Annotated in this window: 15 protein-coding genes, 1 tRNA gene and 1 pseudogene; 6 read left to right on the top strand and 11 right to left on the bottom strand. The window is 65.3% G+C overall.

Annotated elements, in window-relative coordinates:
* Position 1: 1 nt before the first annotated feature.
* Positions 2 to 850 carry a hypothetical protein gene (locus P1N55_RS04880; protein ID WP_276277840.1) on the top strand — a complete coding sequence of 283 codons (849 nt, stop codon included), beginning with the start codon at positions 2 to 4 and terminating at the stop codon, positions 848 to 850.
* A gap of 36 nt (positions 851 to 886) precedes the next feature.
* Here P1N55_RS04880 and P1N55_RS04885 read toward each other — a convergent pair whose 3' ends face one another.
* The 3 genes from P1N55_RS04885 to P1N55_RS04895 all read right to left on the bottom strand — a co-directional run bounded on the left by P1N55_RS04885 (position 887) and on the right by P1N55_RS04895 (position 2,913).
* Positions 887 to 1,171, bottom strand: coding sequence for a DNA-directed RNA polymerase subunit L (locus P1N55_RS04885; protein WP_276277841.1), 285 nt, complete (start codon positions 1,169 to 1,171; stop codon positions 887 to 889).
* Positions 1,172 to 1,234: 63 nt separating this feature from the next.
* Positions 1,235 to 1,537 (bottom strand): C2H2-type zinc finger protein, encoded by a 303-nt coding sequence (locus P1N55_RS04890; RefSeq protein ID WP_276277842.1) that lies wholly within the window; start codon positions 1,535 to 1,537, stop codon positions 1,235 to 1,237.
* Positions 1,534 to 2,913 carry a hypothetical protein gene (locus P1N55_RS04895; RefSeq protein WP_276277843.1) on the bottom strand — a complete coding sequence of 460 codons (1,380 nt, stop codon included), beginning with the start codon at positions 2,911 to 2,913 and terminating at the stop codon, positions 1,534 to 1,536. The genes P1N55_RS04890 and P1N55_RS04895 overlap by 4 nt, the downstream gene beginning before the upstream one ends.
* Before the next feature lie 92 nt (positions 2,914 to 3,005).
* Here P1N55_RS04895 and P1N55_RS04900 point away from each other — a divergent pair, with 92 nt between their 5' ends.
* The 3 genes from P1N55_RS04900 to P1N55_RS04910 all read left to right on the top strand — a co-directional run bounded on the left by P1N55_RS04900 (position 3,006) and on the right by P1N55_RS04910 (position 4,578).
* A complete protein-coding gene (locus P1N55_RS04900) occupies positions 3,006 to 3,869 on the top strand; it encodes a cytochrome c oxidase subunit 3 (protein ID WP_276277844.1) in 864 nt (287 codons plus the stop codon).
* A gap of 30 nt (positions 3,870 to 3,899) precedes the next feature.
* Positions 3,900 to 4,142 carry a DUF7385 family protein gene (locus P1N55_RS04905; RefSeq protein ID WP_276277845.1) on the top strand — a complete coding sequence of 81 codons (243 nt, stop codon included), beginning with the start codon at positions 3,900 to 3,902 and terminating at the stop codon, positions 4,140 to 4,142.
* Between the two features lie 103 nt (positions 4,143 to 4,245).
* The gene (locus P1N55_RS04910; RefSeq protein WP_276277846.1) at positions 4,246 to 4,578 is read left to right on the top strand and encodes a DUF7344 domain-containing protein; all 333 of its coding nucleotides are present in this window, start codon (positions 4,246 to 4,248) and stop codon (positions 4,576 to 4,578) included.
* 224 nt (positions 4,579 to 4,802) lie between these two features.
* Here the strand turns inward: P1N55_RS04910 and P1N55_RS04915 are convergent.
* Both P1N55_RS04915 and P1N55_RS04920 read right to left on the bottom strand, forming a co-directional pair.
* Positions 4,803 to 4,877, bottom strand: a tRNA-Thr gene (locus tag P1N55_RS04915).
* A gap of 123 nt (positions 4,878 to 5,000) precedes the next feature.
* Positions 5,001 to 5,981, bottom strand: coding sequence for a class I SAM-dependent methyltransferase (locus tag P1N55_RS04920; RefSeq protein WP_276277847.1), 981 nt, complete (start codon positions 5,979 to 5,981; stop codon positions 5,001 to 5,003).
* A gap of 75 nt (positions 5,982 to 6,056) precedes the next feature.
* Here P1N55_RS04920 and dph5 point away from each other — a divergent pair, with 75 nt between their 5' ends.
* On the top strand, positions 6,057 to 6,836 hold the full coding sequence (dph5, locus tag P1N55_RS04925) for a diphthine synthase (RefSeq protein WP_276277848.1): 780 nt from the start codon (positions 6,057 to 6,059) through the stop codon (positions 6,834 to 6,836).
* On the opposite strand, the gene artA is transcribed toward dph5, so the two are convergent.
* From artA to P1N55_RS04950, 5 genes are all read right to left on the bottom strand, one after another.
* A complete protein-coding gene (artA, locus tag P1N55_RS04930; protein ID WP_276277849.1) occupies positions 6,833 to 7,837 on the bottom strand; it encodes an archaeosortase A in 1,005 nt (334 codons plus the stop codon). The two genes, dph5 and artA, sit on opposite strands and share 4 nt — an antisense overlap.
* 139 nt (positions 7,838 to 7,976) lie before the next feature.
* Entirely contained in the window at positions 7,977 to 10,631 is a 2,655-nt protein-coding gene (locus P1N55_RS04935; RefSeq protein ID WP_407067191.1) for a DUF7827 domain-containing protein, read from the bottom strand.
* Positions 10,632 to 10,989: 358 nt separating this feature from the next.
* On the bottom strand, positions 10,990 to 11,742 hold the full coding sequence (locus P1N55_RS04940) for a VOC family protein (protein ID WP_276277851.1): 753 nt from the start codon (positions 11,740 to 11,742) through the stop codon (positions 10,990 to 10,992).
* Between the two features lie 414 nt (positions 11,743 to 12,156).
* Complete coding sequence (locus P1N55_RS04945) at positions 12,157 to 12,618, bottom strand: TIGR04206 family protein (RefSeq protein WP_276277852.1); 462 nt, start codon at positions 12,616 to 12,618, stop codon at positions 12,157 to 12,159.
* A gap of 122 nt (positions 12,619 to 12,740) precedes the next feature.
* Positions 12,741 to 13,853, bottom strand: a complete 1,113-nt coding sequence (locus P1N55_RS04950; protein ID WP_276277853.1) for an OBG GTPase family GTP-binding protein — start codon at positions 13,851 to 13,853, stop codon at positions 12,741 to 12,743.
* 131 nt (positions 13,854 to 13,984) lie between these two features.
* Between P1N55_RS04950 and P1N55_RS04955 the strand changes: the two genes are divergently transcribed.
* Positions 13,985 to 14,185 (top strand): VNG_1110C family protein, encoded by a 201-nt coding sequence (locus P1N55_RS04955; protein WP_276277854.1) that lies wholly within the window; start codon positions 13,985 to 13,987, stop codon positions 14,183 to 14,185.
* 13 nt (positions 14,186 to 14,198) lie between these two features.
* Here P1N55_RS04955 and P1N55_RS04960 read toward each other — a convergent pair.
* Positions 14,199 to 15,351: pseudogene (locus P1N55_RS04960) on the bottom strand (RNA-guided endonuclease InsQ/TnpB family protein).
* Position 15,352 lies beyond the last annotated feature (1 nt).

Raw genomic sequence — 15,352 nt, forward strand, 5'->3', positions numbered from 1 at the left:
GATGGAATGGCGGTGTGAGTGGTGCGGCAAGCCCCACGAGGAGAACGACCCGCCCTGTGACAACTGCGGCCACGGGACCTACGAGCGTGCCGTCCGGCAGGTGAACGAGGAGGTGGTCGAAGGCGGCGCCGTCTGGGTGTGCCAGGACTGTGGGCGCGAGCACGTCCGCAACCGGCCGCCGTGTCGCCGCTGTGGCGGTTCCGACTTCGAGCGCCGCGTCGGCCCGCCCGAGAGCGACCCGCTGGACGAGATCGCGACGTCCTGGCGCGACGTCATCGAGCCGAAGTACGTCCTCGGCTACCTCGCCGTCGCCGCGTTGCTCGCGCTCATCGTCGCCACGACCTTCGGGTTCGTCTCGCTACCGGGGTTCGGAACCGACGCCCCGGCAGCCCCGCCGGCGGTCCCGGACGCCCCTGGAAGCGCCGACGTGGTCGAGGGGCTGGACCTCGCCGCGACGGAGGAGGCCTACGTCGCCGTCCTGAACGAACGCCGCGGTGCCGCCGGCGCGAGTACGGTGTCGAGGAACGCGACGGCCGACGAGGCCGCAGCCTACTACAACAAGGCGCGCGTCGACGCCCGCTACGGCGGCGGCGAGGGACCGGACCGCGAGGCGTTCGCGGCGTTCGATCTTGCCTGCTCGCGGCCGAGCGTCGTCGCCTACGAGGTTGCCTTCGACCGAACACCCCAGTCGGTCGCCGACTTCGACGACGAGACCGCGTTCGCGACGGCGCTGGTCGACAGTTACGCCGAGCGCGGCGCGGCCTACCGGCCGGCCGAGACGGGCACCGTCGGTGTCGACGTCCACGTCGCGCCTGACGGGCGCGTGTTCGTCACGCACGTGGTCTGCTGAAAAGAGCGACGTGATCTGCTGAGAGAGAGAGTGCGTTCAGGCCGCAGACTCGAAGGCGTCGGTGAAGGCGTCGGCCTTCTCGATGACGCGATCGGTGCCGTCCTCGAGGGCGTCGAGCGCGTCGACGTCCGTCTCCGTCTTGATGGTCAGCACGGGGTCGGTCTGCCCGCCGGACTGCTCGGGGTTCACGTCGTAGGTCGCCGCCGTCACGCCCTCGGTCTCGAGCAGCGCACCCTTGATGACGTTCATGAACGTGTGGTCCTCGCCGGCGATCTCCAGCGAGAGTTCCGTGTCGGATTTGTCGATGACGCGAAGGTCCATGTCCACGTTTGGACGCCTGCGGCCCATCAACGTGTCGTTTCCCGCGTGCCGGACCCGGCGGTGTCAGACCAGCGCGTACACCATCAACAGCCCGAAGTACAGCAGGATGAGAGAGCCAAGCGCCTTCAGCCGGAACGTGCCAAGCGACTCCTCCTCGTCGGCGTGGGCCGTCCGGAACGCCGCGACCTCCGCGTCCGTGAGGGCACCCGGGTGCTCCAGCCCCCGGTGGAGCGCGAGCCAGGACTCGCGGGCGAACGGCCGCCCGCAGTAGCCACACTCGTAGGTCGTCGCGCCCTCGGGGACGTCGTAGGCCGCGTCGCTCCTGGGCACGGTATCGACGCCGTCGTCGAGTCGTGTGTCGCTCATAGGTGTGGGAGTGGCACCTCCGGACGCGAGACGACCCAGAGACTCGTCATCGTGTAGAAGACCATCACCGCGATGAAGGGGTACTGCGACCGTACGGCCTGCAGGCGTGCGGGGAAGAGGTCGTAAGCCGCCGCGTGGGCCACCCAGATGGCGACGAGGTGCCCGACGACCACCGACGCCAGCGCCACCCCGCCGAACCACCCCGGCAGATCGAGCACCGGGACGAGGGCCGGCGAGCCCAGCGGGTCCGCCAGCGCGACGGCCAGCGACGGCGCGAGGACGAGGAAGTAGCCGAGGTAGTGGGCGAAGTGATAGCCCGCGGCGATGGCCAGCAGCGGCGGCGCGAACCGCCGGGCCAGGACCGCCGGGGCGAGGTACGTCTCGGCTGTCCGCCGGGCGGCCCGGACGGCGAGGCGGTAGACGCCGAGGAAGAGTCCGAACCCCGCGACGAGCGCGAGCGGATACAGCAGGTGGGCCGGCAGCCCCGCGGCCACGAGCGGCGTCGTCAGGTCACGCCAGGCCGGCGTCGTGACCAGGCCGTCGTAGGTGGTGACCCACAGGAGCGCGACGATAAACGCCACTTCGTCCGCGCCGTCGACCAGGCGCGCCGTCGAGAGGTCCATCCCCGGCAGGCGCAGGCGGTAGCCGTCGTCGCCCCGGCCGACCGGCGCGACGCGGCCGTAGTACCGGAACACCCGCTCTACGGGGTCGACCCGGTCGAACCACGTCGCCGGGCCGAAGACGACGGCGCCCGCGAGCGTGACCACCGAGTACGCGACGACGACCGTCGCGAGCAGGCGCGGGTCGTCGGCCAGCGGACTGACCACCTCGACCCAGACGAGCGCGAGCAGCCCCGCGACGCCCGGCCAGGCGCCGATCCGGTCGGGGTACGCCCGGTCCAGCGACGGCAACAGCCCCGCGAGGGTCTTCCAGGGGTTCAGCACCGACCAGGTGTTGCCCAGCAGGTACGTCGTCATCGCCAGGCCGGCCCACCAGCCGACCCACACCAGCAGGATCGCCAGGTTGGTCCGGGCGTTCGTCGGACCCAAAAAGCCCGTCACGAGGATAGCGACGAGGCCGACAAGGCCGACGGCCCGGCCAGCCAGCACCAGGCCCCGTTCGCCGCCCGACGCGAGCGGGACGCCCCAGGCATGGACGCGCTCGATGAACGACCGGTCCGTGACGAACGACGCGAGCAGGAACGAGGCACCGACCGCCGCCCCGCCCGTCGAGAGGAAGAGCCAGGTCGGGACCGTCAGCGTCTCCCGGCCGCCGCCGGCCAGGCTCCCCCCGTGTGCACTCGCCGTGCCGGCCGCGAGGAGCCCCACCGCCGCACACAGGACGCTGCCGACGACCCGGCGTCGACGCACTGTCATCGGTTCCGATTGGTTCCTCCCGTCCCTGTATGTTCCGACATCGGGCGAGCGAATTGGATGGGCTTTTAGTAATCGACTCGCAAGGACCGGGTATGAGTACGACCGAAGAACGCACAGACGGTGGTCACGGGGAACACCACCTCCCGGCGACGGAGGACTGGCCCCGCGGGTTCGGCGAGGCGAGCTGGTGGCCGTTCGTGACGGCCATCGGCGCATCGGGCATCTACGTCGGCGCGGCACTGTTCGTCCTCTCGATGGCCGAGGAACCGCTCGTGAGCGCGACGATCAGTGCCGGTGCCGTCGTCGGCAGCGTCGGGATCTTCCTCGTCGGCCTGTACGGCTGGCTCTACCACGCCTTCGTCTCGGACTTCTGGGAGCGTGGGACCAACCACCACTCGAGCCGGACGCTGAAGTTCGCGATGCTCCTGTTCCTGGGCACCGAGGTGGCGACGTTCGGGGCCGGGTTCATCTACTACTTCATGATCCGCGGTGGCGACGTCTGGGTCGACGCCGCCATCCCCGAGGTGTTCGGGTCGCTCGTCATCGTCAACACCGTCATCCTGCTCATCAGCTCGGTGACGCTGCACTACAGCCACCACGCGCTGATCAACGGCAACCGCGACCGATTCATCAAGCTGCTCGGCGTGACGCTGCTGCTCGGCATCGTCTTCATCGCCGGCCAGGTCTACGAGTACTACGAGTTCATCGTCCACGAAGGGTTCACCATCGGCGAGGGCATCTACGGGTCGGCCTTCTACGGGCTGACCGGCCTGCACGGCCTCCACGTGACGATGGGCGCCGTCCTGCTGGGTATCGTCTTCGCCCGCGCCTACTACGGGCAGTATTCCCCCGAGCGCCACACCTCCGTCTCGACGGCGTCGATGTACTGGCACTTCGTCGACGTCGTCTGGGTCTTCCTGGTCGTCGTCCTCTACATGGGCGCGAACCTGGTCTGAGTTTAAGCCCCTCGACTCGCTTTTCCCCCCATGGAACGACTCGACGTCAGCGACGGGTTCGACGTCCACGACTACCGCCACGGCCTGAAACTGCTCACCCAGGACCGCGACACGATGACTCTCGAGAACCGCGAGGGATTTGCCTGTCCCGCCTGCGGCGAGGCGTTCGACCGCCTGTTTGTCAGCGAGCAGCGCACGAACACGTTCGGTGACCCCGGCCGGCCGTTCTGTCTCGTGCGGACTGACGCGAAACTGCTGGTCCTGACCCACTGACGTCCCGATACCCGTCGGGACAATGCGTCCGAGTGTGACCCGAGACGGTCACGGCCGACGAGAATGAAACGATATTTCAGGGTCGTCGATAGAAAGGGCACACATGCGAGATGCGCAGCGGCGTGATCAGGTCTTCCTCGCCCTCGCCGACGAACGACGGCGACGCACCCTCTCGTTGCTGGCCGACCACACGGAACTGACGCTCCCCGACCTCGCCGACGAGGTTGCCGAGCGGGAGCACCGAACGACGCTCGCCGACATCCCGCCAGAGGAGGTCTGTCAGCTGTACCTCGAACTCTACCACCGGCACGTCCCCCAGCTCGAATCCGCCGACCTCGTCACCTACAGCCAGGAACAGGACCGCGTCGCCGTGACCGAACTCGGACAGACCGTCGAGCGGACGCTGCTCGAACCGGTCGAGTCGATTCTGTCGTAGGCCGCCGCAGCGCGCCGGACGGCCACTCCCTCGATTCTGTGCCCCAGAGCCACGCGCTCTCCGGGCAATATCGGTCCACTTCGGACGGCCCCACCGGTCGCTGCACGCGTCGGCTCGTCGCAGAAAGAGCCGGTGGAGGGATTGTGAACCACGGTCGGAGCGGAGCTCCTCCCTGATTCAAATCCCTATCTGGCTTTCGCTGCTCACGTTCGTTCGCAGCAGAAAGCCGGTGGAGGGATTTGAACCCTCGGCCTAATCCTTACGAAGGATTCGCTCTAGCCAGTCTGAGCTACACCGGCGCGTCGGTGCCTCGCAGCACTCGAACAGTGTGCGATAACCGCAATAAGGATTGCGAATCGGGGGCGTCGAGCGAAGGTCTCCCACGCCCCTCCGGCGCTTCTCGGCCGCTCACGACACCGAACTCACCGCCGGAGACTAACGTCGAGGACGACGTTCTGTTCGCCCGGGGCGTAGGACCGGACCGCCCGGCGCGTCTCGACGGTCACCTCGTACTCCGGCTCGGCGGCGGCCCGAATCGCGCGCTCGCCGGGCCCGAACAGGTCGTCGTCGGACTGGATGTCGTAGTAGTGCAGCGTGCAGTCCTCGCCGGCGAGGCGAACCGCCGTATCGAGGAATGCGTCGGCGCTGTGGGGGAGGTTCATCACGACGCGGTCAGCCCACCCCGCGTAGTCGGCCGCGACATCGCGGACGTCGCCACAGATTCCGGTCACGCGGTCGGCGACACCGTTGTGCTCGGCGTTGCGCCGGAGGTACTCGATGGCTGCCTCGTTGATGTCCGTCCCGACGCAGGTGGCGCCGCGCTTCGCGAAGGGGACGACGAACGGGCCGACGCCGGCGAACATGTCGAAGGCCCGCTCGCCCGCCTCGACTTGCTCGACGACGCGGTGGCGCTCGGTGGCCAGTCGCGGCGAGAAGTACACCTCGGCCAGGTCCAATTCGAACGCACAGCCGTACTCGCGGTGGACGACCTCGGTGGTGTCGCCGGCCAGCACCTCCCAGTCGCGGACGCGCTGCTCGCCTTTGATCTTCGAGGCCCGGTTGAGGACGCCCTCGACGGGGAGGTCAGAAGCCATCAGCGCGTCGGCGACGGAGCGGGCACGCTCCGGGTCGTCCTCGTCGACGATGACCAGGTCCCCGATGCGCTCGTAACTGGGCTCGAAGCCGAGGATGTCCGCGGGCATCGTCTGGCCCTCGCGGACGGGCGCGTCGAACTCCACGACGGCGAACTCCTCGGGAACGCCGGTCGGGTCGGTGACGGGGACGTAGAGCCAGCCGTCCGCGACCGTGATGTCGTAGCCGTCGTCGACGAGGTCCGCGTCAGCGAGTCGCTGCCGAGTCGCCTCGCCGGCCTCGCGCCGAACACGAACGCAGGGAACGCCCATACGCACTCTCTCCGGTCGCTGGCGGTAAGCCTGACGCTTCGCGCCATTTATCCCCGCCGGACGTCGACAGCGGGTATGCTCACATTCGTCGGCCTCGGCCTCTACGACGAACGCTCGGTCACGCTCGCCGGCCGCGACGCCATCCGCGACGCCGACCGCGTCTTCGCGGAGTTCTACACCAGCCGCCTCGTCGGCACCGACCTCGAGACGCTGGAGTCGTTCCACGACACCACCATCGAGATCCGGGACCGCGCCGGCGTCGAACAGGACCCCGAGCCGATACTGTCGGCGGCCGAGGATTCGGACGTGGTCTTCCTGACCGCCGGCGACACGATGGTTTCGACGACCCACACCGACCTCCGCCTGCGGGCCGCAGAGCGGGACATCGAGACCCGCGTCGTCCACGGGACGACCGCCCAGACCGCCGCCGGGTCGCTGACCGGCCTGCAGAACTACCGCTTTGGCAAGGCGACGACGCTCCCCTTCGAGGACGCCCACGGCGGTGACGGCGTCCCCGACAGCGTCGTCACGACCATCGAGGACAACCGCGAGCGCGACCTGCACACGCTGGTCTACCTCGACATCAAGGTCGACGACCCTCACTGGGACGACGGCGACGAGACGTACATGACCGCCGATCACGCCGCCGGCCTGCTCGCGACCGAGTTCCCCGAGACGCTGGCCGTCGTCGTCGCCCAGGCGGGCAGTCCGGACCCCACCGTCGCAGCCGACACGCTCGAGTCGCTGGCCGAGCAATCGTTCGGCGACCCGCTGCACATGCTCGTGATTCCCGGGTCGCTGCATCCTATCGAGGACGACGCGCTGACCGCACTCGCCGGCAAGCCCGAGTCTTAGTCGTCGCCGGGCGCCGCCGTCTCCTCGCCGACGTCGGCCGTCCCCTCGAACGCGCTCGCCAGGTCGTACTCCGTCCCGGTCACCAGGAAGAGCAGGTCCTCGACGATGACCGTTATCTCGGGGAGTTCACGGACCAGCAGCCACGTGATGCCCACCAGGACGACCACCGACCCGACCTGCGCGAGGATGCGGTCGGCGATGTAGTACGAGACCATCCGCGGGTCGGTGAGGCCAAAGATGGTCATCATCGGGTCGACGAACCACTGCATCTTCTGCAACCCGAAGGCGATAGCGATGAAGACGTTCCGGACCAGGTTGAGGGCGTAGATGACCGCCGACGTCACCGCGAGCGCCTTGAGCTTCCGGCCCCAGGGCGCCTTGACCGCGAGGATGCCCCCCGCGAAGATGGCGATGCTCCCCAGGCCCGTACACGCGAGCAGGATGTTGTACGTGATGGGCCCGTCCTCGTGCTCGAACCAGAACGTGCTCTCGTATGGGTACTTCTTGGTCGCGATGCGGACCCCGTCGTGGCTCAGCCCGTCGACGACCAGCGGGTCGACGCCGACCAGGCCCAGCAGGACGGCGGTCTGGTCGGTGACGAGTTCGACCAGCCACTGCCGGATCGGGTCGACGGTCACCGCCGGCACGTAGACGATGCCCATCAATCCGACGGCGCGAGTGAGGACGAAAAGCGAGTCCCGGCCGTTCCACAGCAGGTAGGCCGTGTACGCCGAGAGCGGGACCGCGGCGACGCTCCCGAGTCCCTCGACGAGGCTCTTCTGCGTGAACACGAAGTGCGGAATCAGGACGAGCCAGAAGAGGGCGAACAGTCCCCAGCCGGCGACGGCGACGCGACGTGCCCACGTCTCGTTCGTGTACGCGAGGACGCTGCTGCCCAGAAACGCCGCCAGCACGAGCCACATCAGCGGCTCGGAGTACACCAGCGGGTCGAACGACAGTCCACCCAGGTCGACCGTCGACTGCAGGACTGTCGCCGTCATGGATGCTATCTTGGCAAATCCGCCGTATATGTTTTGTCGTTACGCCTGCGTGTGCATCGACACCGCACGGCCGGCGCTGTCGCTATCGGACGTAGCGCGCGAAAGAAAGGTCGGAAGTCAGGGACCGGAACTGCTCCGGTTAGTTGTTACGGCGGACTGCGAGGAGCGCCGCGGCGACCAGCGCGATGAGAGCGAGCACGGCCGTGAAGCCAGGCCCGCTGTCACCGGTGGTGGTCTCCTCCGGCGGTTCCGTTTCGGTCTCCGTCTCGGTCATCTCGGTGGCCGTTTCGGTCTCCGTCTCGGTCTCCGTCTCAGTCTCAGTCTCCGTCTCGGTCTCTTCCTCGCCGACCGTCACGTCAGCGCTGTCCGTCACAGCGGTGCCGTTGTCGGTGTACGGCGCGTCGTTGTCCGGGAAGTCGTAGGTCTCGTCACCGTCGTCGTCCAGGTGCGGCATGGCGACTGCGGTGAAGTCCCCGTCCTGCGGGGAGTCGAGCGTGACCTCGATGTCCGAGTGGCTGCCAGGCGCGAGGTAGTCGGAGGCTCCGATGACGTCACCGGAGGCCGAGCCCTCGTGGATGGCGATGAAGCCGCCGTCGGACAGCTGCGCGCTGTCGACGACGACCGTCGTGCCGTCGGAGTCCTGGTCGGAGATGCTCACGGAGGCCGTGGCGGCACCGGCGACGGTACCGTCGATCTCGTCACCGACTTCCGCGCTACCGACACGGGTCTGTGCCGTGAAGTTCGCACCGGGCGAGCGCTCGCTGAAGTCGGCCACTGCGGTGAACGTACCGTTCGGACCGACGATGGCGCTCGGCTGGAGCAGGAACGGACTGCTGCTCTGGCTGCTGCGGAGCCGGACAGTCACTTCGCTCCCGGGCGCGACGTTCGTCGTGCCGCGGATCTGCTGGTCGGCGCTGGCGCGGACGACGAGGTCGTCGTCGTTGTTCAGCGTCGCGTCGGCGTCGAGGAACTGGGTGCTGTCAGTGACGTTCTCGCTGTCGTCGTCTGCGTCGATGAGGTCACTGGCACCTAGGTAGTCAATGCCGTTATTAGCGTCTCCGTAGCCATTGTTGAAGACGGTGAAGTTCGCGACGTACTCGTCTTCGTCTTCAGCGTCGATCTTATCCGCGAATTCGCTGCTTTCAATCGCGACGAAGTGCGTGTCGTTAGCCTCGTCGTAGATGACCTTGTAGCCGCTGAGCTGGTCGATGTCCTGCTGGGGTGAATCGACGTTGGCACCGGGGTCAGCGTTCTCGAACGTGAGCGCGAACGGACCGCTGTTCTCGTTCTCGTCGTCGGCCGGCTGGGATAGAGCACCGTAGTCACCCGTACTGAGGTCGCCGCCATCGGTGAACAGACCTTCGAAGCCGGAGGCCTCGACCTGAACGATCACGACGTCGTTGACGTCGCCGATCGCAATCTCGTCAGTCTGGGTGATGTTCCCGTCCTTGACCAGTTCGTAGACGGGTGCAGTCTCGTCGTCGTCGAGATCCTCTATGTCATTGAACTTCTCCTGCGGAGCAGTCCAGATCTGGAGGTCCTCTAGCGACGCCTCTTCGAGCGAGAGCGTGCCGACGTCGTCTTCATTGGTGATGATCTGTGAATCGGTGTCGAGTTCATCATAGTCTTCGACGAGATCATCATCTTCGTCAAGCGTGACGCCGTGGCCCTCGACAACGAGCATGTCGTAGTCAGTCGCTTCGAGGATGTCAGAGCCAGCAGCCTCGTCTGTATCGGTGAATGAACCACCCTGCTCTAGGGAGGCGGTGTCGAGCTCGTCGTCACCAGTAACGGTCAGGACCTCGCTCGGATCCTCGGTTCCAGCCCTGTAACTGTTGAACAGGACGGAAACTTCACCGTCATCATCGTCGTCGGTCACTTCGGCGCTGATGTAGTAGTTGTCGTCCTCGAAGTCACCGATCTGAATAGTGGCGTCGTCGGTGTTGTCGAGCTGGAACGTGATGTTGGCCACGTCACCACGGTTTTCTGTGACGACGCCGTCCTCGAAGGAGGTACTTGCGTCACCGGTGTCGGTGACGTCGATGGTGTCCGACGCGTTCGCGTTAGTGTCGGTCACTTCGACCTCGAAGGTGTAGTTACCCTCGTTGATGTCCTCGAAGTTCAGTACGTATTCATCAGATTCGGCGTTGTGAAGCTGAATCTTCTCGGTGTCGTCGAAGAAGTTTTCACCGGAGTTAACATCTCTGAGCTCATCCGCGTTGTCGGAGTCGTAGACGACATTGTCCGCTATTTCCTCAGCGTTACCGTTCTCGACGAAGATATCGACGAGTTCGTCACGGTCGAGGCCCTCGGCGGAGATGTTGACGTCGTAGCCGTTCCGGATGTCGGAGTCGATTTCGTAATCGACCTCAGCAGCGTCGCCGGAGGTTCCGACTTCACTGTCGTCGAACTCGGCGGTCAGGTCCTGCGGGATGACCTCGAAGGTATAGGCCGCGGTGAGACCACCATCAGGGACAGGATCTTCATCACCGTTATTCAAGTTGACGACCTCACCGGTATCTGCGTTCACGATGACGAAGTCACCCTCGGAGAGTCGGTTGTCGAGCGTGAAGTCGATGACACCATCGCCGTCGGACCGTTCGGTTCGGCGGAGCGAGCCGACCTGGTCCTCGTCGCCACTGTCGTCGACGGTCCGGACTTGATAGTCCGTGTTTCCGTTATTTGCGGTAAACTGTACGTCCTGACCGCTGTAGAACGTCCCAGCGTTCAGGTTCGAAGCAGCCGCAGCACTGCCCGCGAAACCGGTCGTCATGGCGAACACCGAGAACACCATGAGCGCGGCCAGGAACAGGCTGCGAAGTTTCGTTTGTATCTGTCATAGTTTGTGATTTGCTATCGGGCGGCGCCAGCTGCTTTCCACGTAGCCAGAGCGCAGTCGCCGCGACCACGCGTAGACCGAACCAGTGTACTCGCATCTAGCACCATGGGTAGGGGTACACTGCAAACCTTAGGCGGGTATTATAAATGTTTTGTGGTCAGGCATGCGGCATGACACACAGCACCAAGCGCGTCAACGCCCCCGAGAGGGGACCTCGTGTACGTTTAGGACCGTTACAGTTCTTCTCAGGTGCGTGTCATACGACCGTCTGACGCTGGACGGACGTATTATAAATGCAATACGAACCGCCAGGTCAGTTCGTGACGATCTCGACCTCGTGCCCGTCGGCGTCCTTGGTGAACGCGTAGCGGTCGTCGCAGCTCGCGGGGTCCCGGTAGTCCTCGGCGTGACGGTCCATCAGGGTCTCCCACGTCTCGTGGAGGTCGTCGGTGCTGACCGCGAGGTGGCCCCAGGCGTCGCCCAGTTCGTACGAGCGCCCGTCGTAGTTGTAGGTCAGTTCGACGGACATCGCCTCGTCGGCGGCCTCGCGAGGCTTGAGGAAGTACAGCGCGAACGAATCGTGCTCGGAGCGGCGGAACATCTCGTAGTCGAGCTTGCGGGTGTACCAGCCGATGGCCTCGTCGGCGTCCTCGACGCGCAGCATCGTGTGGTCGAGCGACCACTTCGCGCCGTGGTCGCGCTCGACGATCTCGACCTCGTGGCCGTCGGGGTCTTTCACGAACGCGTACGAGCCGCCACAAGAGTCCGGGTCGCGGTAGTCCTCGACGCCAGCGTCCATCAGCTCCTCGTAGGCGTCGTAGACGTCCTCACAGCGGACGGCGATGTGGCCCCAGGCGTCCCCGTGCGTGTACGAGCGCCCGTCGTGGTTGTACGTCAGCTCGAGCATCGCCCCCTCGTCGTGCATGTCCTCGGGACCCAGGAAGACGTTGGTGAACGTGTCGGCCTCCCAGCGGCCCTTCTCCTCGTAGTCGAGGTGGTTCTGGTACCAGTCGAGCGACGCGTCCAGGTCTTCGACGCGCATCATCGTGTGGTCGAGCGTCAGCATATGCGGGTCGTGGGACGGGCACGCGAAAAGGTTACCGTCCGAGGAGAGACACAAAGTGGGTCTGGGGACAGGAATTCCGAGAGCCAGAAAGCCCCCGACCTATCGACTCCCGCGGCTCGCTGCGCTCCTCGTTCGTTGCACTCACTGCGGTGCTTGCGTCGCCGGGGTTCGTCGATAGGTCGGCCCCTTTCAATCCCCCCTTGGCGGCTGACCACCCGGCTTCGGGTGGACTGAAAGGGGCGGCTGGCTGAACGACGGCGGACGAAGCAAGCACTGGAACGAACGCAGTGAGTGAAGCGCGCAGCGAGGCCCCCGAGTTCAGCCAGCCGGGGCTTTCTGGCTGTTCGGAAACATGTAGAGAACGACTCCAAGATTACCCACCCATCCGAATTCTTCCGTAGCAGATTCCGGGACTCACTCGTAGTCCGTATCAACACCAAAGACCCCAGCCTCACGCACCGACGGCCAGTAGAACCACCAGACTACAGCGAGCAGCACGACCGTCCCCAGCGGGAACCCGGCGTAGCCGATGCGGCGGTTGAACCCGAGGAAGACCGAAATCTGCGAGAGGCCGGCCGCGACGAGCGCGAAAGCAGTCAGGCGCACGTCCTCACGCCAGACGACGCCGGCGACGGCACTCCCCAAGGCGAGCAGATACAGGATGACGCCGGTCCCCCAGGCCTCGATGAAGCGGGGAAGGCCGTCGGTGAAGCGAAAGAAGAAGTCGTACACCGAGACCACGTTCGGCGGGTTGGTGTTGAACAGGCCGAAGGAGAACACCAGCGTGAGCTCGTCGCCGATAAGCAGCACCGTCCAGGGGACGAGGCCGGCGACGACGACGACGGCGACCAGGCGGCGGCGTGGGCCGTGCTCCATACACGTGGGTAGGGATTCGAAGCAAAGAGTCCACGCATTCACCGCCTTACGTGTGCCACTGCCGTGCGTGCGCTGGGCGACGCTCGCACGTGCGCGGAAGTAGTAAAACTGTATTCGAAATCCTACCGCCGGGCGACGATTCGAAGGACGTCCTCGTCGGCCAGTTCGTGGCCGCGCCCGACCTGCTGCTCGTCGTGTTTGGCGCTGGGGCCGGTGACGCGGGCGAAGCGGAAGCGCTCGTCGAAGCTGCCACCCAGTTTCTCGCAGGCGTCGTCGACGGTGTCGCCCTCGCGGAGGATGAGCGGTTCCTCGTAGTCGACGCCGCGGCCCGGCTTGTCCATGTAGATACGGATGAGCCCCAGTTCCTTCCAGATGCGCTCGGTCAGGCCCTCCAGCCCTTTCTCCTTCTCGGCGCTGATGAAGATGGCCTCCTCGGGGTCGATGTCCCGTTCCCGGAGTTCCCCCTTCACCGTCGGGAGGTAGTTCTCCTCGATGAGGTCGGCCTTGTTGACGACGACGACAGAGGGGAGGTAGACCCGATTGTCCATCACGCCGTCAATGAGCCGGTCGAGGTCCATCTGCTCGCCGATGGTCACGTCGGCGTTGACGTAGCCGTGTTCGCGCAGGACGGCCTTGATCGTCTCCTCGTCTAAGTCGAGGTCGACGGAGCTGTTGATGCTGAGGCCGTCCTTGGCCTTCTTCCGGACGGACACGCGCGGGGGCTCGGTGTCGAGGCGGATCTTGTTCTTGTACAGTTCCTCGCGCAGGCGATCGTACTGGTCGATCTCGAAGACCGAGACCATGAACACGATGAGGTCGGCGGTCCGGACGACCGAGAGGACTTCCTTGCCGCCGCCGCGGCCGCCAGCGGCACCCTCGATGAGACCGGGGACGTCGAGGATCTGGATGTTGGCGCCCTTGTGCTTGAGCATCCCCGGGTAGACGTCGAGCGTGGTGAACTCGTAGGCGCCCGTCTCCGACTCGGCGTTGGTCAGGGCGTTCAACAGCGTCGACTTCCCGACGCTGGGGAACCCGACGAGGGCGACGGTTGCGTCGCCGTGCTTCTCGACGCCGTAGCCGCCGCCACCGCCCGAGGAGGACTGCTGTTGCTCGAGTTTCTCCTTCTTCTCGGCGAGTTTCGACTTCAGCCGGCCGATGTGGGCCTCGGTGGACTTGTTGTAGGGCGTACTCGCGATTTCCTCCTCGAGTTCCTGTATCTCCTCTTCGAGCCCCATTACGTGTACCTCCGCCGCGCGCGCTGGATAAGGCTTTCTTCCCTCGCCGACCTCGCCGTCGGCAGTCGGTAATTCTTGCCAGCCACGTGTAAGTCGACACGCCTTTAGGCGGCCAACCGTCAGGTTCAATCATGGCAGACGTCGAGCGTTTCCGTGACAGCACGCAGATTCTCCTGCCAGCCGGTGCGCTCGACGGCATCCGCGAGGAACTGGAAGCGCGATTCACGGTCATGGTCCGCCGGGAGGAGGGCCGGGTCCGCATCATCGGGTCGCCGGTCGAGATCAAGGCCGCCGGGGACTTCCTCGCGATGAACGGCGTCACCTTCGCCTGACATCCTCCCACGGCTAAAGCCGTGGGGTTCCCCCACTGGGTTGAACCCACGGATACGGAGAGGTTCGCAGGTTCGTCGTCACGTTGGACGATGACCTGTGTTTCGGGCTGTGCCAGTACAGCCCCCGCCTTGGACAGCGGTTTCGAGAACTTGCCCAAGGCTCGTTTGCCGATGTTCAGCGCACCGTTCTTGTCTGCGTTGTCGTCCAGCCCACACTCGGGACACTCAAAGCGTCCCTGCGTCTCTCGGACGCCCTCGCAAGCACACCGATTGCACGTCTTCGACGTGTCGTATTCTTCGACCAACTGCACGTCGATACCCGCGTCGTGGGCCTTGTATTCGATGTAGTTGAAGAGGCGGGCGAACGGCATCTTGTGGGTCTTGTCGTTGACGTACCTGCCTTTGTCGTTGTCCTTGCGAATCCCACCGAGGTCGCCCACGACGATGAGCGCGTTCCGTTCTTCGGCATCCTCCACGATGTGCCGAGTAATCTTGTGGAGACGGTCGTCCACCTTCCGTGCTTCCGCGTTACCGATACGCTCGACCACCTGCTGTCCCTGTCGTGGTTTGGAGTTCCCGATGGACTTGCGGAGTTGCTTGTAGTGTTCGCGGATACGGCGCACTTCCTTTCCGTAGAAGGTGGTCTTGCGGTCAGAGAGGAACGCACAGGTTGCGACCCACCGTACGCCCATGTCGATAGCCAGCACGTCGTCGTACTCGTCGGCCACGGTCACAGACCGCTTCACGACGAGATGGACGTACCAATCACCGTCACGGCGCACCAGTTCGCTGTCCCGAATATCGCCCTCGCGGACGAGTTGTTCGTCCTTTCGTGGGACGTGGGCAGGACACCAGATGGAGTTGCCCCGTCCACGCTCGGGGTCGTAGACGGGGACTTTGACCCACCACGACGAGAGAACGGTATCCTCGTCGTGGGTCACGTCGAACACGTCGTTGCGAAGGACGACGGGCTGTTCGGTGTCTGGGTTCGGGTCTTTCTGTCGCTGGACTTTCGACGCCTGTTGGTCGGTCGCAGAATACAGGTCGGTATCTCCGCCGTGTACCTCGGTCTGGAACGCCTCGTACTCACGGGCGAGCAGGTCGGCTTTCCTGTTGGTCAGCGAGTGGAGTTTGACCCGCACCGTGGTTGAGACGTTCCGTTGCATA

Origin of the sequence: Haloarcula regularis (genome assembly GCF_029338315.1) — an archaeon.
Classification (GTDB): Archaea; Halobacteriota; Halobacteria; order Halobacteriales; family Haloarculaceae; genus Haloarcula; species Haloarcula regularis.